Here is a 21817-nt window from a genome sequence, read left to right as displayed (position 1 = left end):
TGGATAGCGAGCTAGCCTTTTTCTCAACTCCAGCTTTTCCCGATGAGCGAGACGGTTGTCACCTCCCCAGGAGCAGCTGTCGCCCAGCCCGAGCCAGCCATTGCCGTTGCCGGCCTAAGCAAAACCTACCGCACCGGCTTTTGGCTAACCAAGGTGGTCACCCCTCTTAAGGATTTTTCGCTAACCGTGGCCCGCGGTGAAACCTTTGGGCTACTAGGGCCCAACGGAGCTGGCAAAACCACCACGATCAAGTGTCTGCTGGGCATTGTCGAGCCCACCAGCGGCAGGGGCACGCTCTTGGGCAAACCCCTGGGGGATCGCTCCATCAAGCAGCGGGTGGGCTACCTGCCGGAGAACCCCTATTTTTACGACTACCTGACCGCTTGGGAGTTTCTCCATTTTGCTGGCAAGGTGTTTCGCCTCTCGGACAGCCTCCTCAAGGAGCGGATCCCGCAGCTGCTGGAGCTGGTGGGGCTTTCTATGGATACAGCCCGCAAGAAGCCAATGCGCACCTACTCCAAGGGCATGCTGCAGCGCACGGGCATGGCCCAAGCCCTGATCAACGACCCGGAGCTGGTGTTTCTGGATGAGCCGATGTCGGGCCTGGATCCCATGGGCCGCTACCAGATGCGGGAGATCATCCTGTCTCTCAAGCAGCAGGGCAAAACGGTATTCTTCAACAGCCACATCCTGGGGGATGTGGAGGTGATCTGCAACCGCATTGGCCTCATGGTCGGCGGCAAGTTGGTGCAGCAGGGAACATTGGACGAGCTGCTGGGCCAGAGTAAGAGCTACCGCGTGCAAGGGCACGGCGGCGCCGTAGAGCAGTTCCGCGATTGCCTTGAGCACTTCTCCATCCAAGGATCCCATTGGTCGGGAGAATGGAGCGGATCCCTGCCGGAGCTGCTCAATCTCCTAAACCAGGCGGGGGCGGTGGTAACCGATGTGCATTGGCAACGGCAGTCCCTAGAGGAGTTCTTTGTCGAGCAAGTGCGGGCCATTGAAGGGGATCGGCCACTCTCTGCCTGATCTGGCCCAGGTGTTTTGGAACGTCATTTCTGCAGACTACGTCTTGTCTCAGCGATGACAGCGCGGTAGTACTCCTCTAGCTGCTGCGTGGCTGCAGACCAGCTCCAGCGCTCGGCCTCCTGGCGGGCCTGTTGCCGGAAAAGTTGCCGCTGGTCGGCCCTCTCCAGCAGTTGCCGTGTGGCCTGAACAAAGTCACTGTCGGAGTCGGGATCAAAGAGAAAGCCGTTGCGGCCGCTGTCCACCACATCGGTAATGCCGCCGCAGCGGGGGGCGATCACCGGACAGCCGGCAGCCATGGCCTCCAACAAAACCAGCCCCAACGTCTCGGTGCGGGAGGGAAACACAAATAGATCGGCAGAAGCAAAGGCCGCCGCCAGCTCTTGCCCCTGCAAGTAGCCCGTAAACACCACGTCATAGCCAGCAAAATGCTGTTCCAGGGATCGCCGCTCCGGTCCATCCCCGACAATAGCCAGACGCGCCTGCGGGATCTGCTCCAGGAGCACCCGGATCCGCCCCACCTCTTTTTCTGCGGAGAGCCGACCCACGTAGAGCAACAGCGGCCGCTCTGGCTGCCCTGCGCTGAGGCGGGCCCGCATCTCTGGACTGGCGGCCTGGGGATGGAAGAGCTCCGTATCCACTCCTCGCTGCCACAGCTGAACCCGCTCGATGCCGTGGGCAGTGAGCTCCTGCATCATGGCCGTCGAGGTACAGAGGTTGAGCCGCGCCAGATTGTGCCCCAGCCTGAGGAGGTTCCACAAAACCCCCTCCAGAAAGCCCAGCCCATAGTGCTTCAGGTACTTTGGCAAATGGGTGTGGTAGGAGGCCACCAGGGGGATCCTCATGGTCTGACTGTAGTAGAGGCCCCCCAGACCCAAAACCGCTGGGTTGACCACGTGGATGACATCCGGTCGAAAACGGCTAAGCAGCCTGCCAATGGCCGGGCCGGGAGCAGCCAGCTTCAACTCTGGGTACAAGGGCAAGGGGAAGCCTGGGATCCCGTAAACCCGTGCCCGCGCAAACCGCCTGGGTGCTCCCTGAGGGGCAACAATCAGCACCGAGTTGCCGCGGGCCGTTAGGTGGCGCACTGTATGGCAAAGCCGGGTAACAATGCCATCTACCTTGGGCAAGAACGTCTCTGTAAACAGAGCTATGCGCATCGGGGATCCCAAGCCTACTGCTCCCACCCGTCGGACGGTGTCTTCAACGACTCTTAGGATGAGTGTTGCACAAAATGGCGACGCAACAACGGCTTGGGCACCCCCTCTAGCGGGACAGGCTAGCAGCAGGGCTGGCTGGCTGGATCTGGCCCAGGGCTGGGTCTTGGCCCAGAGTATCTGCCAACGTTTTGCTCACAGATAGCAGCATGGCCGCCAAAGCCAGACCAATGACATCTCTCCACATTGTCCGCTCCCACACTCCTCACGCCCCTTACTGTAGCGGCGGCTTTTGCGGCCGGGCAGTGATGGGCAACGGATTTTTGGGTGATAGCAATCACTGCCAAAATTGCGGCTTTGCCCCTTTTGGCTAGTCGCGGAAGGCCAGTTGCAAGCTGCTTATCAGCACAACCAAAGAAAACACCGCCATCACCCCTCCCCAGAACCAGTAGGGCAAAAACAAATTTTGGGCTATCTGGCTGGAGTCGGAGAGGATCAGCCGCCCGTTGATGACAGCACCCTCCATAAAGAGATAGTCAACCTGGTGATAGGTGCTCACACAGGCCTGCACCCCCAGAAATTGCAGGACAAAGCCCCGCAACCAAGGGGCAGCCCAGCAAGCTACCGCCAGGATGCCCAAACCCATGGCGGGGAGGAGCAAGAGGCCAAAGGGAGAACGCACCCAGAGCAGCGTCGAGAGCAACAGCAGGGATCCCAAAAACACCAACCCCAGCCAAGCTGTGCTGCGGCGGCGGGAAGCGAGGATGAACAGAGCCCCAGCCAGCGGCGGGCCCATTGGCCCAGCAGCGGCCACCAAAGCCCGCCCCACCCGTCCTAAAAACAGCTCGCCACTGTAGATAGCTAGCCCCGAGCCATTGGGATAGATCTCCAGACGATGAAACTCTCCCCCCAACAGCAGCGCCGTCAGCCCGTGGCCCATCTCATGAAACCAGGTGGCCAACAGGGTAAAGGGATAGAGGAGGTAATTGCCCCAGGGAAACCGCCAGAGCAAAACCGTCAGCCCTGCAGCAGCCACCAGCCAAATCACGCTCTGCCGGTCAGGTTTTTCGGAAGGGGAAGAAGGCATAGGGGGAGAGGAGACTTGCCAAAAAAGAGTCTAGAACACCTAGGCCCATAGACGCCTGCTAGCGGTGCAGAGTTCCACGCCATTGAGTCTTGCCAAGCCTCAGTTGGGGGAAGGGAACGCCGGGGATCTGCCTTATAAAGAGAGACGGGCTCCGCCTTGCCCTTGACCTCAAACCCATCTGCAACAGGGACTTGCGATTAGGCTAACCCGAGAAGCTGCCGGCAGAGGAATTTAGATGAAGGTACTGCTAACCAACGACGATGGCATCGAGGCAGCAGGGCTGGCGCACCTCAGGCTAGCTCTCAGCGCTCTCGTTGCCGAGGAAAACTGCTGGATTGTGGCCCCCACCAGCCGATTTCCGGCTGTAGCCACCAAGTCACGACGGGGCGGCCCTTCCGCGCCTGGGCCCGTGGCACGCGCACCTTTGCTGTAGAGGGATCCCCTGCCGACTGTGTGCGGGTGGCCTTGTTTAAGCTTGCCCCTTCCGTGGATTGGGTGCTTTCTGGCATCAACGAGGGAGGGAATCTGGGAACGGATGTGTACCTGTCCGGCACGGTGGCAGCGGTGCGGGAAGCGGCGCTGCGGGGGATCCGGGGAATTGCCATCTCCCAGTATCGGGCAGGAAGCCAACCCATCGATTGGGAGCAAGCGCAGCGGTGGACGCGGGAGATCTTGGCAGAGCTGATGGAGCAACCCTTACCTAGAGGCGCCTTTTGGAACGTGAACTTGCCCCACCTGCCGCCTGGATCCCCTTTGCCGGAGCGAGTTTACTGTCCCCTCTGCACGCAGCCGCTGCCGCTTGATTACGCCGTGGAAGCAGAGGGAGAAGGCTTGGAGTTGCTGTGGTTCCGCTACCAGGGGCGCTACGCAGAGCGCGCTCGCGATCCCCAAACCGACACCGATGTCTGCTTCTCCGGTCGGGTAGCCATCACCCAGGTGCACCTGACCTCAGGAGCTCCCCGGTGAGGGAGTGAGGTTGCGGGCGATGGTTCTCAGCCGCTGCAGCCGCAGCGCCGTCAGGATGTCAGAGGGATCCAGCTTCAGGGTTTGTTCCAGAGCCTCTGCCAAGTGTTGGGCTGCCTCCTGACGGGTATAGCCGCGGAACTGGGCGCGGCGCAGGGCAAATTCATCGGCATCGAAAGGGGCGCTCTCGCGATTGAGGCTTTGCCAGATCTGTCGAACGGAGAGGGCCGTAATGCCCCCCGCTAGAAGAGCAGAAAAGGGGTGTTGCAGAGAGAGCTCCACCAGGGTGGTGATGCCCCCAAACAGCGCCAGCAATTGGTAAAACCCTGGCTGCAGCCAGTTGCGATGGCTAAGCCAGCCCACCTCCCGCAGAAACAGGAGATCTCGGTGCGGCTGCGGGATCCCTTGCCACCGGCGAAAGTCGATGGCAATGGTGCCCTGGGGCTGCCAGGGAGCCTGGCGGCGAGAAACCAGCAGCCTCTCGCCTCCCGAGTGAGGAACAACTTTGATCCAAGCTCGGAAGGAAGCGGGGAGCAGATCCCGCAAGCGTTCAATTTCTTCTTTTTGAAAGGTTTCCAAGGACTGGAAGTCTGGGTCACTAGTCATACTTACGTGTGCTGATTCTTGAACCCCCTCTCTAGCCTAGCGGCAGCAGGGGTGGCGTGAGGCTTGGCAAGCGAACGTTCTGGCTCCTGCGGCTTTAAGCTGAGAAGAAAAGCCCAGCCTGGATTGAACCATGCCGTGGTCAGCTCAGCCAGAGCCGCCGGCAGGGATCCTTTACGCCTATGCGTTTTTGCCAATGCCGGGGGCATCCCTGTGCCAATTCATCCAGCAAACCCCCGGCATCCAGCGGCCACTGCAGGTGTTCTCCCCGCCGGGGGGCCGCATTGCCGCCGCTATTGAGCCGCTACCCGACCCAGCGGCACTCCAAGCTTCGGACGAGGTACTCCTGCGTTCGGCTCTGCGCCATGACGAGGTGATCTGCCGGCTGTTTGCCCAGACACCCCTTCTGCCTCTTCGCTTTGGCACATGTTTTCTCTCGGCCGAAAAGCTGGGAGCCCACTTGTTAACCCAGCAGGCGGAGTACGAACAGGCGCTAGCTGCTCTCGGGAAAAGAGCCGAGTATTGCCTCAAAGGCAGGGTTCACACCCCGCTTCCTGGGGATCCCCCGCCCGCCCCCAGTGGAACGGCCTACCTGCTAGCCCGCAAGCAGGCCTACCTGCAACAGCGCCAGGCCCAGGAGCAACAACAGCAGGAGCTAGCCGTGCTGCAGCAGCTCTGGCCCCCTAACTGGCCTGTGCAGAGGGGGGATCCCCAGTCAGGAGAAGTGCTGCGGCTATACTTTTTACTCACTCCCGCCGAACGGGAAGTTGCCGCCCAGCTCACCCAAACCTGGCTGGCGGAGCACCCCCACTGGCAATTGGACTGGAGTCCTCCCTTGCCCCCTTATCACTTCGTGGATGTCCTGCGGGATCTTTCTAGGTAGGCCCAGGCTGCTGGCCTGCTGCGGAGTCCTACCTGCAGCTTCTGACTCCACTGACCGCCAATGACCCTTCCCATCGGTTCTCCTCAGACCAAGCCCTCGCCCACGCCCCGGACGGCCCAGCCGGATCCCGTCCTCATCCTCGGGGCCGGCCTCATGGGGCGCCTGTTGGCTGCCAGTCTGCTTGAAGACGGCCATCGGGTGCACCTGGTGGAAGCAGCCCCGGCCACCGCCCCAGAAAGCAGCGCCGCCCATTTTGCCGCGGCCATGCTCGCTCCTTTGGCTGAGTCGGTCATCACCGAAGCCAGCGTGGTGGCCCAGGGGTACTACGCCCTCTCCCGCTGGCCCGCGCTGCTAGCCAGCCTGCCAGAGCCCGTTTTCTTTCAGCAGGAGGGCACCTTGATCCTCTGGCACCGTCAAGATGCCGGGGAAGCCAAGCGCTTCTCCAACTTGCTGGCCGCGGTGAGAGAACGCCTCCCCCATCTTCCCCGCCCCCAGCCGCTTGATGCCCAGGCCCTGGCTGAACTGGAGCCCTCGCTGGCCGGCCGATTTAGCCAGGGTCTCTATCTTCCCCAGGAGGGTCAACTAGACAATCGCCAACTGCTGTCGGCTACGCTGGCCAAGCTGCGGCAGCACGGGGTGGAGGTGGAGTGGGGATCCTCTTGGGATCTCGAGCGGGCGCGGGCTTGGCAGCAGCAAACCGGCGGCTGGGTTTTGGACTGCCGTGGTCTGGGAGCCCAAAAAGAATGGGGCGGGCAGAAACCGCTGCGGGGAGTGCGGGGGGAGGTGGTGCGTTTGTATGCTCCAGAAGTTTCGCTGCGGCGCCCAACGCGGCTATTACACCCTCGCTATCCCATCTACATTGCTCCTAAGCCAGGGCACCTATTCGTGGTGGGAGCCACTGAAATTGAATCCGAGGATCGCTCGCCCGTGAGCGTCCGCTCGGCTTTAGAGTTGCTCAGCGCCGCCTACACGGTTCACCCTGCCTTTGCCGAAGCGCGTATCCTAGAATTAGGCAGCCAATGCCGTCCCACCCTAGCAGACAACTTGCCGGCAGTGGTGGAGCCATCCCCACGCCTGCTGCAGATCAACGGCCTCTATCGCCACGGTTTTCTCATTGCTCCGGCCCTTCACGACGCCGTCCTGGAGTACCTTCGCCACGGCAGTTGCCGCCTAGCCCAGCAGTTGGGGATCCCCTTTCAGGTGCAGGCTGCCTCGTTTCCCCAGGAGTCTCTGTCGCCATGCGGGTCTTGATCAACCAGAAGCCTTACGATTTGCCGGAGGGCGCAACTTTGGCCGAGGCCATCGCCCAGGTGGAGGTCTGTGGCCCCTTTGCAGTGGCGGTTAACCTGGAGTTTGTGCCGCGCGCCCGCTACGAGCAAACCCGTCTGCAAGAGGGCGACCAGGTCGAGATCCTCGTGCCGGCTGCCGGGGGCTAGGGCATAGGCGCCTTCCTCTTTGTCCTAACTCTGTCCCAGCGATGTCCACTCTTCTTCAGCTTTCCCCTTCAATCCAGGCCGATGAGGATCCCTTGGTGCTCTACGGCCAGGCTCTGCCCAGCCGGCTGATGCTGGGGACAGCCCGCTACCCTTCGCCGGCTATTTTGGAACAGGCGGTGGCGCGGGCGCAGCCCTGCCTGTTGACGGTTTCCCTGCGGCGCCAGGGTGCCCTAGGGCCAGAGGCCTCTCAGGGGTTTTGGGCCCTGCTGCAGAAGCTGGGGATCCCACTGTTGCCCAACACCGCCGGCTGCCACAGCGTGCAGGAGGTGGTCACGACGGCGGAGATGGCCCGAGAGGTGTTTGGCACCGACTGGATCAAGCTGGAGCTGATTGGCGATGACTACACCCTGCAGCCGGATCCGGTGCAACTGCCCGTTGCCGCTGCCGAGCTGGTTCGGCGGGGGTTTAAGGTCTTGCCGTATAGCACCGACGACCTAGTGCTCTGCCAGCGGCTCTTGGATGCCGGCTGCGAGGTGGTCATGCCCTGGGCTGCTCCCATCGGCACGGGCAAAGGCCCCCTCAACCCCTACAACCTGCGTCTGCTGCGGGAGCGGATCGAGGCGCCGCTAATTGTGGATGCCGGCCTAGGCTTGCCCTCCCACGCTTGCCAGGTCATGGAGTGGGGCTTCGATGGGGTCCTGCTCAATACAGCAGTGGCCCTAGCCCGGGATCCGGTGGCGATGGCCGAGGCTTTCGCGGCAGCGGTGCGTGCAGGCCGCCAAGCCTACCTAGCGGGGGCAATGGCTCCGCAGGAAACACCCCAGCCCAGCACGCCTGTTCTGGGCACCCCCTTCTGGCACCAGGGTTAACTGTCAAGCGACAGGCTTTTGCGCCTGGATGACCTGCAGGGCTCCTCCAGCGTGCAGGGTTTGCCGGACGGACTGCCAGCCCTGGTGCTGCAGGTACTGGGGCAAGTCCAGCTTGAGGAAGTGCCAGGCAGTCTCGGTCTCAAACAGGGCTAGAAACAGGGCCAGTCCGGGCCAAAGTAGGGGCTGGTGGGGCGCGTGCAAATCGAGAAGTAAAAGCCTTCCCCCTGGCTTGAGCACCCGCCAGACTTCGCGCAGCGCTTGTTCGAGGTCGGGGAAGGTCAACTCGTGCAGGGCCAAGCTGGTGTGTACCCAGTCAAAGCTGCTGGCGGGAAAGGGCAGATCCTGGGCAAAGGCTTCCACAAATTCAACGTTGGGTAGGCGCTGGCGGGCTGCTGCTAGGGCTTTGGGTGAGGCATCCACGCCGACCACGTTTTGACATAGCTTGGCCAGAAGCGGTGTCACTTCCGCCGGCCCACAACAGAGATCCAACACCCGATCCTGAGGTTGGATGGGGATCCCTTGCAGGGGCAAGCGCCGCAGCCGAGCATACCCCCCCACTGCCAGGGCCGCCGCGCGGCTAATGCTGCGGTAAAGCCAGGGAAAGCGGTAGCTCCAGTCGCGGAGGAAGGTGGCCATAGAGGCTTCTCCTACCCCACTAGCGGGATCTCCCAGCGTCACTTGCCGCCAAGCTGAGGGGAGTTGCTCCTTGCTCTGGACAGACTAGAGGTCAAGATCCCACAGCGGGAAGAATCCCACCAGCAGCTCCACAATCAGCAAAGCCGGCAACAGGTTGGCCACCCGCAGGCGCGCTAGGCCAAGCAGGTTAATGCCAATACCTAGGATGAGGATCCCACCGGTGGCCTCCAGGGCTGCAAGCAGGTCTGGACGCAGCAGGGGCTGCAGTTGTCGCGCCAGCAGGGCCACTCCTCCCTGAACCAGGAGCACCGGCAGGGCGGAAAACAGCGTACCCCAGCCCAGGCTGGCGGTAAAAGCCAGGGTGGCTATGCCATCCAGGGCAGCTTTGACCAGGAGCAGCGAGGGATCCCCCAGGCCATCCTGGATGGATCCCAGCAGCGTCATGGGCCCAACCAAAAAGAGAATGCTGGGGGCCACGAAGGCGCAAGCAATGGGGCTAGGGCCCAGCCAGCGGCTTACCTGCTTTTCTAGGGCTTGTCCCAGCCGCTCAAAGGTAGCCTCGAGATCGCTCCATTCCCCCAGCCAAGCTCCCCCGATCAAGGCCAGCAAGACCGTGACTGCCTGGGCGGCGCTGCTGAGGGTAAGGGCCATTTGCATCCCCAGAACCAACACCAGCAAGCCCATAGCTTGGAGCAGGGTTTGGCTGATGCGCTCTGGCAAACGACGGCCTAGTGCCCAGCCAAGGCCGCTGCCCAAGAGGATGGCGAGGGCATTGACGAGGGTGCCAGTGCCAGGGGGAGCCATAAAACTTCTCGCCGGCCAGCCTGAATTATAAGTCTCCCTCAAAATCTTCTCCAAGCCGACAGGGAAGCACCCGGGCAGACTGGCCGTTTCTGCTGCCAATCCTGGCTATACTGGGGACATGCTCACAGAGGTGGGCTTTTACTCCACTCATGGGTTTTTGGAAAGGCCTGTTTGGGTCAGCAGGGGCTGCCACCGCCAAAGCGTCAACGCAAACGGCTACACCTGCCCCTCGCCAGGAGACGGTGGCGGTGGGGGGGGAGACTATTGTCTTTAGCCTGGATCCCAACGTAGATGTGTACGAGCTGGAAGAGCTTTGCGATGCAGTAGGGTGGTCGCGTCGCCCCATCCACAAAGTTAGGAAAGCTCTGCAGCACAGTTTTTTGGTGGTCTCGATGTGGCAGCAGCGGGGCAGCTACCGACGTCTCATTGGCTTTGCCCGCGCCACCTCGGACCATGCCTTCAACGCCACCATTTGGGATGTAGTGGTCCATCCTGAGTTTCAGGGCCGGGGGCTGGGCAGGCGGCTGATGGAAAAGGTCATTCAGGAGCTGCGCGCTCAGGACATCAGCAACATCACCCTCTTTGCCGACCGGGAAGTGGTCAGCTTCTACGAGCGGCTTGGCTTTACGGCCGACCCCGAGGGGATCAAGGGCATGTTTTGGTACCCGCGCTAGCCCATGGCTCCCCTGCCCACAGTGATCTTGCCCGGTTATCTAGCAGGCGCCTCGGAGTACGAGCCTTTGCGCCAGGAGCTGGAGAAGCGTGGCTATCCAGCGCGAGTGGTACCGCTGCGGGTAGCCAGTTGGCTGCCCACGCTGGGAGGAAGGCCGGTCACGCCTATCTTGCGGGCTCTCCAGGCCACTGTCCGACGTACCCAGGCCGAGTTTGGAGCTGAGCAGGTGAACTTGGTGGCCCACTCCGCTGGCGGCTGGATTGCTCGCATCTACCTGGGATCGGTGCCCTACGGAGGTCAGGTCTGGCAAGGGCGGGATCACGTGGCCACCCTGATTAGCCTGGGATCCCCTCACACCAGCCGGGAGCGCTGGACAAGGCGCAACCTGGACTTTGTGAACACCCACTACCCAGGCGCCTTCTGGCCTCAGGTCAAGTACGTGTGCGTGGCTGGCAAGGCCATCCAAGGACGGCGCGTGGGCTGGGGATCCCTGTGGCGGCGAGAGCACTACCTCAGCTGGCTAGCCTACAACAGCTACCGGCTCACTGCCGGCCAGGGAGAACTCTGGGGAGATGGCATCACTCCCATCGAGGCGGCCCATCTGCCGGGAGCTATCAACCTCACCCTTCCCAATTGCTACCACTCGGGCCGCGGCGCGCGATGCTGGTATGGTTCGCCAGAGGTAGTCGAGAGTTGGATTGCTTACTTGGCCTAGCTGCTGGATCTTGGGGGATCGGCGGTGGAGCCGCCGGGCAGGGAAGCCGCCGACTGGCGACGTTCCTGTTGACGCCGGGCCGCTTTTACCATCTCCTCGAGAGCAGCGCGCGCCTGCTTCAGGCGGTCCAAGCTGCTGCGGTAGAGCTCCAGGTCTTTTTTCACCCTCTCTGGCGAGAAAGGCAGCTTCCTAATCACCTCCTCCAGAAAGCGGCGGCTGCGCTCTTCGGGATCCTTATAGAGGGAGGCAGCTACTGCCTCGTAGGCCGTGTAGAGGCCAACGGCCAAAACTCGGCTGTAGGCATAGGGAGGCTGGGTCATGCGCTGCAAAATGGCCTTTAGCCCCCCCACATCCTCCGCCTCTGGTTTGAGGCAGAGCAGGTTGTAGCGCTGCTGGGGATCCCCACTGCGCAGGAGCTCCAGCAGGTCACGGGCATTCCTGCGCACCACCTCCGGCTTGAGGTGGAGAGCCTTACAGAGGGCGTTGAAGATGACCTCGCGCTGCTCAGGAGAAGGGTAAGTCTCCATCAGCCCGTTGTAGAGGGTAACCAGCCCCAGGGCAAAAAAGGGATCGTAGACAAAGGCGCTGTTGACCGTGGCTAGGTGCAGCTCCACCAGCAACTCTTCCACCACCCGGCGATAGGCGGGGTGAATAGGGCGAGGATAGGCGCTCAAAAAAGCCGCTTTGGTGGCCGAAAAGGTGCGGACAGGATTCACAGGCAAAGAAAGAGAGCGGGAGGCAAACTTATAATATTCTCCCTCGGAGCGACCCCGCGGGCAAGCCGGGCTCTAGGGTTCAGTGGAGTGGGAGGGTTAGCGATATGGCAGCTGCAGAGGGAACCATTGTCGTCAAAATCGGCACCTCCAGCTTGACGGATCCGCAGACGGGCTCCCTGCGCCTTTCGGTGTTGGGGCCCCTGGTGGAGGTGCTGACACGGCTGCGCAACCAGGGCTATGCGGTAATCCTGGTCTCCTCGGGGGCGGTGGGGATAGGCTGTGCCCGCCTGGGCTTGCGCCAACGGCCGACGGCAATTGCGGAAAAGCAGGCGGTGGCGGCGGTGGGTCAGGGACGGCTGATTCGCCTGTACGACGATCTCTTCTCTGCTCTCAACCAACCCATTGCCCAGGTGCTGCTCACCCGAGGCGACTTCGTGGAGCGCAGCCGCTACGTCAATGCCAATCGCACCTTCACCCAACTGCTGCAGATGGGGGTTATCCCCATCGTCAACGAAAACGACACGGTGGCGGTGGAAGAGCTGAAGTTTGGCGACAACGACTCCCTCTCTGCCCTGGTGGCGAGCATGGTGCAGGCCAAGTGGCTGATCCTCCTCACCGATGTGGACAGGCTCTACTCCGCTGATCCCCACCGCGATCCCTCCGCCGAGCCCATCGAGCGGGTGGAGCACGGCATGCCTTTGCGGGTGAAGGCGGAAGCCCACGGCAACAGTGGCTGGGGCACCGGCGGCATGGCAACCAAGCTCGCTGCGGCTCAAATCGCCACCGCTGCCGGCGTGACGGTCGTGATCACCAACGGCAAACGGCCCGACCAGATCCCAGCCATCTTAGCCGGCGAGCCCATTGGCACCCGCTTTGAGCCCGCTCCTCAGCCGGTTAGCGCCCGCAAGCGGTGGATTGCCTACGGCCTTATCCCCGAGGGATCCCTGACCTTGGATGAGGGAGCCGTGCGGGCAATCTGTGAGCAGGGGCGCTCGCTGCTGCCAGCGGGGATTACCGACGTTTCTGGCGACTTTGAGGCGGGGGCTGCCGTGCGCCTGTGCGATCCCAGCGGGCGAGAGGTGGGGCGGGGCCTAGTCAACTACAGCGCCGAGGAACTGCGGCGGATCAAAGGCAAGAAAACTGCTGAAATCCCCTACATCTTGGGCTACGAGGGAGTCGATACCGCTGTCCATCGGGATAACCTGGTCCTGCTGGAGTGACCCTCAGTCGCCGGGCTTGACCACCCACTCCACAGGGGTTTTGGTGGGATCCGGCAATTTCAGCGAAAACAGCCCCGCCATCAAAATCAACAGGGTGGAAAACCAGAGGCAGCCCTCCAAACCGTAGAACTGGAAGACAAGCCCCGAAGTTACCGTTCCCAGCAGCCGCCCGCCAGAATTGGCCATGTAGTAGAAGCCCACATTGAGGGCCACCTCGTCGTCTTCGGTGTAGGCCAGCACTAGATAAGAGTGCACCGCCGAGTTAAAGGCAAAAACCATCCCAAAGAGGATGAGGCCGCCAGTGACCACCCACTCCGGCGGGAGGTCGGCCATGAAGGCGGTGGCAATGATGGCCGGCACTGCGGTCAAGGTAAACGTCCAGATTTGGAGAGTGCGGGCCTTGGGCGCGCGGCTTGGGCGACCCCCTCCCAACAGCTGCGGCGCCAGAAACTGGATGATCCCATAGCCGATGACCCAGATGGCCATGTAGCTACCCACCTGCATGAAGGTCCAGCCCAGGCTGTCGTAGAGAAACACGGGCAGGGCCACCACAAACCACACATCCCGCGACCCGAACAGGAAGAAGCGGGCTGCTGAGAGAAGGTTGATCTCGCGGCTTTTGGAAAACAGGCGTTTGAAGGGGATCTTCGCCTTAACCTTGCCCATGTCTGCTGGCAGCAGCGCCCCCGAACAGAAGATCAACGCCAGCGCCCCCGCCTGCACGAAGTTGGCCATGCGGAAGCCCATGGGATCGCCGTAGATCTCGGTGAAGATCTGCAGCAGGGCCGCTCCCACAAAGAACCCCACCCCCTTGAGGGCGTTTTTGGATCCCGTCAGCATGGCCACCCAGCGGAAGAGGCGGGATTCAGCCTCCCTGGGCACCACCAGGCGGATGGCGCTCTTGGAGCTCATCTTGGTGAGATCTTTGGCGATCCCGGCTAGGGCTTGGGCCGTCATTACATAGGCCACCTGGCCCCAGACCGGCCACTGCAGGTTGATCACCCCCAGCATCACCAGGCCAAAGATCTGAATGGCAATGCCGCCGTAGAGGGTCAGCCGCAGACCAAAGAGGGATCCAATCCAGCCGCCCAGGAAGTTGGTGATCACCCCGAAGATCTCGTAGAAGAGAAACAGCATGGCAATCTGAATCGGGGTGAAGCCCAACTTGTGGAAGTGAAGTAGCACCAACATGCGGATGGCGCCGTCGGTGATGGTAAAACCCCAGTAGGCAGCGGTTACCAGGGCGTAGTTGCGCACAGCAGCAGCCTGGGCGCTTGAGGCAGCAGTCATGGGCAGGTCTCCAAAGGACTTACAGACTAAGGGCCACCTTGCGGGCCAATTCCGCCATGCGGTTGGCGTAGCCCCATTCGTTGTCGTACCAGGCCAGAACCTTTACCTGGGTGCCGTCCACCACCAGGGTTGAGAGGGCATCCACAATGCTGGAGCGGGGATCTCCCTTGAAATCCACGGAAACCAAGGGCAACTCCTCATAGCCCAGGATGCCCTTGAGTTCGCCCTCGGCTGCCGTTTTTAAGAGACGATTAACCTCTTCCACGGTGGTAGGCCGCCTCACCTCAAACACGGCGTCGGTCAAAGAGGCATTCAGCAGGGGCACGCGCACCGCAATGCCGTTGAGCTTGCCATTTAACTCGGGGTAGATAAGGCCAATGGCTGTGGCAGAACCGGTGGTGGTAGGCACCAAGGAGAGCAAAGCCGAGCGGGCTCGCCGCAGATCCTTGTGGGGAGCATCCACCAGCGTTTGAGTGTTGGTAACAGCGTGGACGGTGGTGATCACCCCGTGCAGGATGCCGATCCCCTCGTGGATGACTTTCACCAAGGGGGCCAAGCAGTTGGTGGTGCAGGAGGCGGCGGTAAGCAGGTGGTGGCGGGACGGGTCGTAGAGGTGGTCGTTGACGCCCATGACGATGTTGAGGGCCTCTTTGTCCTGGACGGGAGCAGCCACAATGACCTTGCGCACCCCAGCCTTGAAGTAGGCCTCTAGCTCTGCGGCTTTCACAAACTTCCCTGAACACTCCAGCACCAGGTCGATCCCCAACTCAGCCCAGGGCACTTCGCCAGGAGATTTGCACTCGCTAAAGGTCAGGATTTTGTCCTGGATGCGCAACTTCTGGTCGGATCCCTCGATGTCGAGGTTCCAGCGGCCCTGCACCGAGTCGAACTTAAGTAGGTGAGCTGCGGCAGCAGGCCCGCCCTTGATCTCGTTGATGTGGGCAAACTCCAGCTCCGGCCAACCCCAAGCTGCCCGCAGCACCAAGCGTCCAATGCGGCCAAAACCATTGATGCCTACCCGCGCTGCCATCCCCCTCTCCTTCCAACGTGCAGCTAGGGAGAACCTCGCCCAGAGCTTATCAGAAGCACCCCTGCATTTCAAGTTGGGAAGTTGGGCAGCAGCGGTGTGTATTTCTAGGTTCCTACAGTCCAGGTGTTGCTGTACTCAATCTGCTCCGGGGTGAGGCTGTCGATCTGGACCCCCATGGCCTTGAGCTTAAGGCGGGCAATGGCCTCGTCCACCTCAGGGGGGATGGGGTGCAGCCCTGGAGCCAGCCGACCCCGGTTTTTCACCAGGTACTCGCAGGCCAGCGCTTGGTTAGCAAAGCTCATGTCCATAACGCTAGCCGGGTGGCCTTCGGCAGCAGCTAGGTTGATGAGCCGGCCCTCTCCCAGCACGAATACCGATTTGCCCGATTGAAGACGGTACTCTTCCACGAAGGGGCGTACTGTCTGTCGGGAAACGGCTCGCTCCTGCAGGGCCCCTAGGTCAATCTCGATATCGAAGTGGCCGGCGTTACAGACCATTGCCCCATCCTTCATGGCGTCGAAGTGCTCGCCGCGGAGGACATGCTTGTTGCCCGTGACTGTGATGAACAGATCCCCCAGGGGGGCAGCCTCGGCCATGGGCAGAACGCGAAAGCCGTCCATGACCGCTTCCAGGGCCCGCACCGGGTTGACCTCGGTCACGATGACCTGGGATCCCATGCCGCGGGCTCGCATCGCCACTCCCCTGCCGCACCAGCCATATCCGGCCACCACCACCGTCTTCCCGGCCAGGAGAAGGTTGGTACAGCGCAGAATCCCGTCTAGGGTGGATTGGCCAGTGCCGTAGCGGTTGTCAAACAGGTGTTTGGTTGCAGCGTCGTTAACGGTCATCACCGGGAAGCTGAGCACCCCTGCTTTAAGCATGGCCCGCAGACGCACCAAGCCGGTGGTGGTCTCCTCCGTGGTGCCGATGATCTCGGAGATCTGCTCCTGCCGATGCTGCACCAGCTCCGCCGTTACATCGCCGCCGTCGTCGATGATGAGGTTGGGGCGGTGATCCAGGGCAATCTGGACATGGCGGCGGTAGGTTTCCACATCCTCCCCCTTGATGGCGAAGACTGAAATGCCGTAGTCGGCCACCAGGCTAGCGGCCACATCGTCTTGGGTGGAAAGAGGGTTGCTGGCAATGAGGACGCTCTCGGCTCCACCCGCCTGCAGGGTCAAGGCCAGATTGGCAGTTTCGGTGGTGACATGACAGCAGGCTACTAGACGCAGGCCAGCCAAGGGCTTTTCTTGGGCAAAGCGCTCCCGGATCTGGGCCAGCACCGGCATCTCCCGCGCCGCCCACTGAATCCGCTGCTTGCCCAAGGGAGCAAGGCTCAGATCCTTGACTTCATGCTTAGGTAGAGACAGAGTAGCACTGCTCATGAGAAGACTCCCAACGAGGACTCCAGACAGGGAGAGGCCGTTCCAATGTCGCCAAGATGGAGACCCGCATGTCGACAAGCCTGAACTATTCTCCCACAAGGGAGCCCTTTTCGGCGCTGGGTCTGGATGTGGGCGATCGCCGCATTGGTGTCGCCGGCTCCGATGGGCTGGGGCTGTTGGCCACTGGCCTGGGGGTGATCCAGCGCCGTTCCCTTGCAGAAGATATCGCCCAAGTGCAGGCGTGGATTCGCCGCCGCCAGGCCACCGTGGTGGTGGTTGGGATCCCTCTTTTGGCCGATGGCTCAGTGGGATCCCAAGCCCGCAAGGTGCAGCGCTTTGTGCGGGCTCTCCAGGCGGCTGTGGATTTACCCATAGAGACAGTTAACGAGTACCTAAGTACCGTGCAGGCGGAGTGGGATCTGCGCCAGGCAGGGATACCCGCCAAAGCCCAGAAGGGTTTAATCGATCAGCAGTCGGCGGCCGTAATTTTACAAACTTGGCTGGATGAGCGGCGCTACCGCTCCACCTCAAAAGCTCCCTGCCGATAGTCGGCCAAAGCGTAGCCACCACCAGGCCGATATTCCACCAGGGCCACATCGAAGCGGCAGGCTGCTTCCGCTACCTGGGGATGCTGGCTTAGGAACGCCTGGGCAGCTCGGATCAAGCACTGCTGTTTTCGCATCCCAACTGCCAAAAGTCCGCCCTGATCCCAGCCCTGGCCGCGGCGGGTTTTAACTTCCACAAAAACCAGCAGCCCTGCCTTGTAGGCCACCAGATCCACCTCCCCCCACTGACAACGCCACCGCCGGGCCAGGATCTGCCAGCCTTGCTCTTCCAGGTACCGCTGCACGCAGGCCTCCCCGGCCCTGCCAGCCTCTTGAGGGGCGGTGTGCTTGCGCCTAGTGGGCAGAGCCGTTGCCATGATACTTGTCAGTGTCGTAGAAGCCGTTGCGGGTGCCAAAGTAGAAGCTTGCCAAAGAGAGGATCAGGGCAACCGCCACCAAGATCGATTTTGCCTCCACGCGGTTTTCTCCCACCTTTGTCCTCAGCCATGATAGCTTGCTCCGCCTTACCCCCTACCAGTTGAGGCAGAATGGGAGGAGCGTCGCTACTGCTTTTTGCCTCTCAAGCTTACCGTTTTCCTGCAGCCTCCTATGTCTTCCGCGCCCTCTATGCCAACTGCTTCCAGCGAGCCTCGCCTCCTCTTGGGCCTGCGGGCCGACGAGTTTCGCCATCCAGTGGATCTGCAAGCCACCCGCTCTCTGCAGCAACTGCCGGGCCTAGGCCTGCTAATTCAAAACTTGCTTGGCTCCACGGCGGGGGAGATGTTTTACCTGGATAACATTGCCTCCAGTATCCAAATCAACGAGCAGCAGTTGCCGGAAGTTTACCAGCTTTTGGTTCAAGCCTGCCGCATTTTGGATCTGGAGGTGCCCCAGCTCTATGTGCGGCAAAACCCTGTGCCCAACGCCTACACTTTTGCCATGCAGGGGAAAAAGCCTTTCATTGTCTTGCACAGCTCCCTGCTGGATTTGCTGGAGCCAAAGGAACTGCAAGCTGTCATTGCCCATGAACTGGGCCATCTCAAATGCAACCACGGCGTCTATCTGACAATGGCCAACCTTCTCGTGCTCTCCACCAGCTTGCTCCCCTTTGGCGGCCTGTTCTACCGCGCCCTGCAGGATCAACTGCTGCACTGGCTGCGCTGTGCTGAGTTTACCTGCGACCGGGCAGCGCTGCTGGTTACCCAGGACGCCAGAACCGTAATCTCAGTGCTGATGAAGCTGTGCGGCGGCTCGCCGCAGTTGGCCGCCAAGCTCAACGTGGATGCCTTTCTGGAACAGGCCCGCACCTACGAGGAGCTGGATAGCGATCTCTGGCAACTGGAGCTCAAGCAACTCCAAACCCTTGGCCGTACCCATCCGTTGCCGGTGCTGCGAGCCCGAGAGATCGAGCGCTGGTTCCGCAGTAACACTTATCAGCAAATTCTCGAGCGGCACGGCGTCCCCGCGTTCTAGAAACCAGGATGGCTCTTCTCGAAGCGCCGCTTGGCCCGCCTCTGATCTTGGGAGAGGTTCTTCTGGATTGCTTCCCTGACAGGGTGGTGCTGGGAGGAGCCGCTTTGAATGTGGCCTGGAACCTCAAGGGACTGGGGTTGGATCCCCTCCTGATTAGCCGCATTGGCCAGGATGAGGCAGCGGAACAGGTGTTGAGGGCGCTGCGGCGGCAGGGGCTACGTCTAGAGGGGCTGCAGCGGGATCCAGCTCACCCCACCGGTCAAGTCCAGGTCGCCCTCGACAGAGAGGGAATCCCAACCTTTGCCATCCTGCCGGAGCAGGCCTATGACTTCATCGAGCTGGATCCGGCTGTCCTTAGGGCCTTCCAGCCCAGCCTCCTCTACCGGGGTAGTCTGGCCGCACGGCAAGAGTCAGCCCACCGCCATTTCCAGGAGGCCATCCTGGCTTTAGGCTGTCCGGTGTTTTTGGACCTCAACTTGCGGGATCCCTGGTGGCACCCAGGCCCCATCCGGGAGATGCTGCGCACCTGCACTTGGCTGAAGCTCAACCAGGCGGAGCTAGAGCAAGTGGTTCAGCTGGAAGGGATCCCTGGCGGGGAGGTGGTGGAGCAGGGGCAGCTCTTGCGGGCGCAGTTGGGCCTCAAGGGCTTGTTCCTAACTTTGGGGGCTGCAGGCGCGTTCTTGTTTACGGCTGAGAGGGTGTATCGGGCGGAGGCGGTGCCAGCGCTACGGCTGGTGGATACAGTAGGGGCAGGGGATGGGTTTAGCGCTGTGGCCATCCTAGGCCTGCTGCGAAGGTGGCCAGAAGCAGTACTGCTGCAGCGGGCAGTGGAGTTTGCCGCAGCCATCTGTGAGGTTGCAGGGGGTGCACCCCAAGACCCAGAGTTCTATTGCCCTTTCCGCCAGCGGTGGGGGCTCTAGGAGCTACTGAAACTGGCGCCAGTGGAGCTGGGCGTAGCGTCCTCCTTTAACCAGGAGCTCGCGGGGGTTGCCCTGCTCTAGAAGTTGCCCCTCTTCGAGGACAAAAACGCGATGGGCGCTGCGCACCGTGGAGAGGCGGTGGGCAATAACAAAAACGGTACAGCGCTGCATGAGCCGCTGCAGGGCCTCCTGCACCAAGGCCTCTGACTCGTTATCCAAGGCGGAGGTCGCCTCGTCCAGGATCAGAATCTTGGGGTTGAGCAGCACAGCGCGGGCAATAGCTAGCCGCTGCCGCTGACCGCCGGAGAGGGTGATCCCACGCTCGCCGATTCGGGTGGCGTAGCCCTCAGGCAGGCTCTCAATGAAGCTATCAATATTGGCCACCCGGGCCGCCTGGCGCACTGCCTCCAGGTCAACGTGCTCCTGGCCATAGGCGATATTGCTGGCAATGGTGCCGGAAAAGAGAGTAATCTCCTGGGGGACGATGCCAATTTGGCGACGCAAACTTTTGAGGGTGACGGTGCGGATATCGATGCCGTCGATGCGAATACACCCCTGCTGCGGATCGTAGAAGCGAGGGATCAAATTCACCAAAGTCGACTTGCCGGCCCCGGAGGATCCCACTAGAGCAACAATCTCGCCGGGGGCCACCTGGAAGCTGATGTCTTTAAGCACCGGCTGGCCCGGCTTGTAGGCAAAGGAGACCCGATCGAACTCCACCCAGCCCTGAATCGGCGGCAGGGGGCGGGCGCCAGGCAGCTCGCGCACGCGGGGTCGGGTATCCAGGAGCTCAAAGATCCGCTCCACGGAAGCCTCCCCTTGCTTTAGGTCGCTGTAGTTATTGGTGATGTGGACAATGGGATCGATGAGCAGAGCCACCCCCGCAATGAAGCCGAGGAACTGGCTGCCGGTCAGGTTGCCCTCGCTAATCTGCCAGCCCCCTACCCAGAATACCCCCAGGACGCTCATGGCGTAGAGAAAGCCCACCACCGGGTCTTGGATGGCTTTGACCTGTTCGGTTTGAAAGCGAGCCAGGCGGTTGCTTTCGGCCAGGGCGCTGAAGCGGCGGATCTCGTAGTCCTCGGCAGCAAAGGCGCGGGTGAGGCTGACGGCGGCAAAGACTTCCGTTAACAGAGAAGACAGGTCGGCCATGCTCTCCTGGTTGCGGCGGGAGCGCTGCAGCAGCCGCTCTCCAAACCAACTGATCAAGGCGCCCATCAGGGGAGCAATCGCCAGGGTGGTTAGGGTGAGGATGCCGTTGAGGTAGAACAAGTAGGCCACCACGGCTAGGATGGTGAGCACGCTGGGGATAAAGCGGTGGAAAAACCGCTGTACCACCTCCCCCACCCGATCCAGGTCGCTGGTGAGGCGATAGACAAGGTCACCCGTGCGGCTCCCGGAAAAATAGTCCACGTCCAATCCTTGCAAGTGGGCGTAGACTCGCTGCCGCAGCTCCAACACCATCTGCAGGGAGGCCCTGGCCATGAGGGTGTCCTGGCCGTACTGGAAGGCGCCACGCACTAAGAAGAACACCACCCCAATCAAGGCCAACGTCCGCAGTTGCCTGAGATCCCCAGCGCCAATGGAGCGAGCCACCCACTCGATCAAGTAGGCAAGGGCAGGCATGGTGAGGACAAAGCCGAGGGTACAGACTAGCCCCAGCAGCAACATCCATAGATGGGGCCGAATGAAGGGAAAGAGACGGCGATAGCTACGCAGCGGCTGCACCAAGGGCCATCCAAAAGGCTTCTGCCCCGATCAGCTTAGCGGAGATTAGCTCCTCAACGGCTGCCGGGATCCCCTCCTAGCAGCTTTTTTGCGGGATCTGAGGGAAACTGGCTCTCCTTTGGCCTCCCCCTGCCATCTTTTGCGCCAACGGCGCCAGCGGGAGACCAGGCAATCGCTGAGGCTGTGGTTAACGGATCCCAGCTCCAGCCCTAGGCCCACCCACCCCAGGGTCTCGGCGTGGGCTTGCAGCCACTGCCAGAGGTTGTCCCGCCAGATCCCCGGCTGCCACGGCCACCAGCCCAGGTGGGATCCCAGCCAGGCGACGGTCAGGCCCACCCCTGTCACCCACAAGCCCAGGTAGAGCAGCCGCAGAGCAGTGCCCACCAGCGGCCCGTGGGACCAGAAGGAGCGGTGCCGCAGCCAGCGGCGGTAGGGAAGCCAAATCCAGCGCAGGAACAGCCAGCGGCGATACTGGCGAGAGTCAGTGTCCAGATCCCCGGAAAACATCAGGCCGCTGAAGAGATAGGCCGACCCCACCGCCAAAGCCACAGCGGCACTGTTGCCCAGCAAAGCCACTGCCAGGGTAATGCCGGGAGCTGTCCAGAGGATGAGGCGATCGTGGGTGGATCCCCAGGGCATAAAGAGCGCAGCCCTCCCC

At 61.7% G+C, this 21817-nt stretch carries 25 protein-coding genes and 1 pseudogene; 12 read left to right on the top strand and 14 right to left on the bottom strand.

The features are described 5' to 3' along the window. Positions 1-42 precede the first annotated feature (42 nt). A complete protein-coding gene (locus NW808_RS10025; protein WP_414421094.1) occupies positions 43-1029 on the top strand; it encodes an ABC transporter ATP-binding protein in 987 nt (328 codons plus the stop codon). A gap of 23 nt (positions 1030-1052) precedes the next feature. On the opposite strand, the gene NW808_RS10020 is transcribed toward NW808_RS10025, so the two are convergent. The 3 genes from NW808_RS10020 to NW808_RS10010 all read right to left on the bottom strand — a co-directional run bounded on the left by NW808_RS10020 (position 1053) and on the right by NW808_RS10010 (position 3270). Continuing rightward, positions 1053-2186, bottom strand: coding sequence for a glycosyltransferase family 4 protein (locus NW808_RS10020; RefSeq protein WP_414421093.1), 1134 nt, complete (start codon positions 2184-2186; stop codon positions 1053-1055). Between the two features lie 106 nt (positions 2187-2292). Next, positions 2293-2430 (bottom strand): hypothetical protein, encoded by a 138-nt coding sequence (locus NW808_RS10015; RefSeq protein WP_414421092.1) that lies wholly within the window; start codon positions 2428-2430, stop codon positions 2293-2295. Positions 2431-2553: 123 nt separating this feature from the next. Further along, on the bottom strand, positions 2554-3270 hold the full coding sequence (locus tag NW808_RS10010; RefSeq protein ID WP_414421091.1) for a M50 family metallopeptidase: 717 nt from the start codon (positions 3268-3270) through the stop codon (positions 2554-2556). Positions 3271-3505: 235 nt separating this feature from the next. On the opposite strand from NW808_RS10010, the pseudogene surE reads away from it, so the two are divergent. Then, positions 3506-4236, top strand: a pseudogene (surE, locus tag NW808_RS10005) (5'/3'-nucleotidase SurE). Here the strand turns inward: surE and NW808_RS10000 are convergent. Next, entirely contained in the window at positions 4219-4839 is a 621-nt protein-coding gene (locus NW808_RS10000) for a DUF3318 domain-containing protein (protein WP_414421090.1), read from the bottom strand. The pseudogene surE and the gene NW808_RS10000 overlap by 18 nt on opposite strands. 130 nt (positions 4840-4969) lie before the next feature. Here NW808_RS10000 and NW808_RS09995 point away from each other — a divergent pair, with 130 nt between their 5' ends. The 4 genes from NW808_RS09995 to NW808_RS09980 are packed head-to-tail and all read left to right on the top strand — an operon-like array spanning position 4970 to position 8024. After that, positions 4970-5719: a GvpL/GvpF family gas vesicle protein gene (locus NW808_RS09995; RefSeq protein WP_414421089.1), complete on the top strand. Its 750-nt coding sequence runs from the start codon at positions 4970-4972 to the stop codon at positions 5717-5719. Between the two features lie 60 nt (positions 5720-5779). After that, positions 5780-6970 carry an FAD-dependent oxidoreductase gene (locus tag NW808_RS09990; protein ID WP_414421088.1) on the top strand — a complete coding sequence of 397 codons (1191 nt, stop codon included), beginning with the start codon at positions 5780-5782 and terminating at the stop codon, positions 6968-6970. Next, positions 6958-7155, top strand: a complete 198-nt coding sequence (gene thiS / locus NW808_RS09985; protein WP_414395995.1) for a sulfur carrier protein ThiS — start codon at positions 6958-6960, stop codon at positions 7153-7155. The genes NW808_RS09990 and thiS overlap by 13 nt, the downstream gene beginning before the upstream one ends. A 41-nt stretch (positions 7156-7196) precedes the next feature. Then, positions 7197-8024: a thiazole synthase gene (locus tag NW808_RS09980; protein WP_414421087.1), complete on the top strand. Its 828-nt coding sequence runs from the start codon at positions 7197-7199 to the stop codon at positions 8022-8024. A 3-nt stretch (positions 8025-8027) separates the two neighbouring features. Here NW808_RS09980 and NW808_RS09975 read toward each other — a convergent pair whose 3' ends face one another. Further along, on the bottom strand, positions 8028-8660 hold the full coding sequence (locus NW808_RS09975; RefSeq protein ID WP_414421086.1) for a class I SAM-dependent methyltransferase: 633 nt from the start codon (positions 8658-8660) through the stop codon (positions 8028-8030). 84 nt (positions 8661-8744) lie between these two features. Continuing rightward, positions 8745-9464, bottom strand: a complete 720-nt coding sequence (locus NW808_RS09970) for a DUF554 domain-containing protein (protein WP_414421085.1) — start codon at positions 9462-9464, stop codon at positions 8745-8747. A gap of 149 nt (positions 9465-9613) precedes the next feature. Between NW808_RS09970 and NW808_RS09965 the strand changes: the two genes are divergently transcribed. Beyond that, positions 9614-10138 carry a GNAT family N-acetyltransferase gene (locus tag NW808_RS09965; RefSeq protein WP_414395987.1) on the top strand — a complete coding sequence of 175 codons (525 nt, stop codon included), beginning with the start codon at positions 9614-9616 and terminating at the stop codon, positions 10136-10138. A 3-nt stretch (positions 10139-10141) separates the two neighbouring features. Then, positions 10142-10852, top strand: coding sequence for an esterase/lipase family protein (locus NW808_RS09960; RefSeq protein ID WP_414421084.1), 711 nt, complete (start codon positions 10142-10144; stop codon positions 10850-10852). On the opposite strand, the gene psb29 is transcribed toward NW808_RS09960, so the two are convergent. Next, on the bottom strand, positions 10849-11568 hold the full coding sequence (psb29, locus tag NW808_RS09955) for a photosystem II biogenesis protein Psp29 (protein ID WP_414410223.1): 720 nt from the start codon (positions 11566-11568) through the stop codon (positions 10849-10851). The genes NW808_RS09960 and psb29 overlap by 4 nt on opposite strands. A gap of 104 nt (positions 11569-11672) precedes the next feature. On the opposite strand from psb29, the gene proB reads away from it, so the two are divergent. Then, positions 11673-12788: a glutamate 5-kinase gene (proB, locus tag NW808_RS09950; RefSeq protein WP_414421083.1), complete on the top strand. Its 1116-nt coding sequence runs from the start codon at positions 11673-11675 to the stop codon at positions 12786-12788. A 3-nt stretch (positions 12789-12791) separates the two neighbouring features. Here the strand turns inward: proB and arsJ are convergent, their stop codons facing one another. The 3 genes from arsJ to ahcY form a co-directional block, all read right to left on the bottom strand. After that, positions 12792-14078, bottom strand: coding sequence for an organoarsenical effux MFS transporter ArsJ (gene arsJ, locus NW808_RS09945; protein WP_414421082.1), 1287 nt, complete (start codon positions 14076-14078; stop codon positions 12792-12794). 19 nt (positions 14079-14097) lie between these two features. Further along, positions 14098-15108, bottom strand: coding sequence for an ArsJ-associated glyceraldehyde-3-phosphate dehydrogenase (locus NW808_RS09940; protein ID WP_414395978.1), 1011 nt, complete (start codon positions 15106-15108; stop codon positions 14098-14100). 104 nt (positions 15109-15212) lie between these two features. Beyond that, positions 15213-16493 (bottom strand): adenosylhomocysteinase, encoded by a 1281-nt coding sequence (gene ahcY / locus NW808_RS09935; RefSeq protein WP_414421081.1) that lies wholly within the window; start codon positions 16491-16493, stop codon positions 15213-15215. Positions 16494-16561: 68 nt separating this feature from the next. On the opposite strand from ahcY, the gene ruvX reads away from it, so the two are divergent. After that, the gene (gene ruvX, locus NW808_RS09930; protein WP_414395974.1) at positions 16562-17041 is read left to right on the top strand and encodes a Holliday junction resolvase RuvX; all 480 of its coding nucleotides are present in this window, start codon (positions 16562-16564) and stop codon (positions 17039-17041) included. On the opposite strand, the gene NW808_RS09925 is transcribed toward ruvX, so the two are convergent. Beyond that, positions 17008-17415 carry a YraN family protein gene (locus tag NW808_RS09925; protein ID WP_414421080.1) on the bottom strand — a complete coding sequence of 136 codons (408 nt, stop codon included), beginning with the start codon at positions 17413-17415 and terminating at the stop codon, positions 17008-17010. The genes ruvX and NW808_RS09925 overlap by 34 nt on opposite strands. Continuing rightward, positions 17393-17515: a hypothetical protein gene (locus NW808_RS09920; RefSeq protein WP_414396121.1), complete on the bottom strand. Its 123-nt coding sequence runs from the start codon at positions 17513-17515 to the stop codon at positions 17393-17395. Before NW808_RS09920 ends, NW808_RS09925 begins: the two co-directional genes overlap by 23 nt. 132 nt (positions 17516-17647) lie before the next feature. On the opposite strand from NW808_RS09920, the gene NW808_RS09915 reads away from it, so the two are divergent. Continuing rightward, a complete protein-coding gene (locus NW808_RS09915; protein ID WP_414421079.1) occupies positions 17648-18511 on the top strand; it encodes a M48 family metallopeptidase in 864 nt (287 codons plus the stop codon). Positions 18512-18519: 8 nt separating this feature from the next. Further along, a complete protein-coding gene (locus tag NW808_RS09910) occupies positions 18520-19431 on the top strand; it encodes a PfkB family carbohydrate kinase (protein WP_414421078.1) in 912 nt (303 codons plus the stop codon). A 3-nt stretch (positions 19432-19434) separates the two neighbouring features. Here the strand turns inward: NW808_RS09910 and NW808_RS09905 are convergent, their stop codons facing one another. Together NW808_RS09905 and NW808_RS09900 are read right to left on the bottom strand one after the other, a co-directional pair. After that, positions 19435-21159: an ABC transporter ATP-binding protein gene (locus NW808_RS09905; RefSeq protein ID WP_414421130.1), complete on the bottom strand. Its 1725-nt coding sequence runs from the start codon at positions 21157-21159 to the stop codon at positions 19435-19437. Positions 21160-21204: 45 nt separating this feature from the next. Next, positions 21205-21798 carry a metal-binding protein gene (locus NW808_RS09900; protein WP_414421077.1) on the bottom strand — a complete coding sequence of 198 codons (594 nt, stop codon included), beginning with the start codon at positions 21796-21798 and terminating at the stop codon, positions 21205-21207. Positions 21799-21817: the final 19 nt, after the last annotated feature.

Source organism: Synechococcus sp. W70.1 (genome assembly GCF_047461515.1).
GTDB lineage: Bacteria > Cyanobacteriota > Cyanobacteriia > Thermostichales > Thermostichaceae > Thermostichus.
This window is presented reverse-complemented; position numbering and strand designations above follow the sequence as displayed.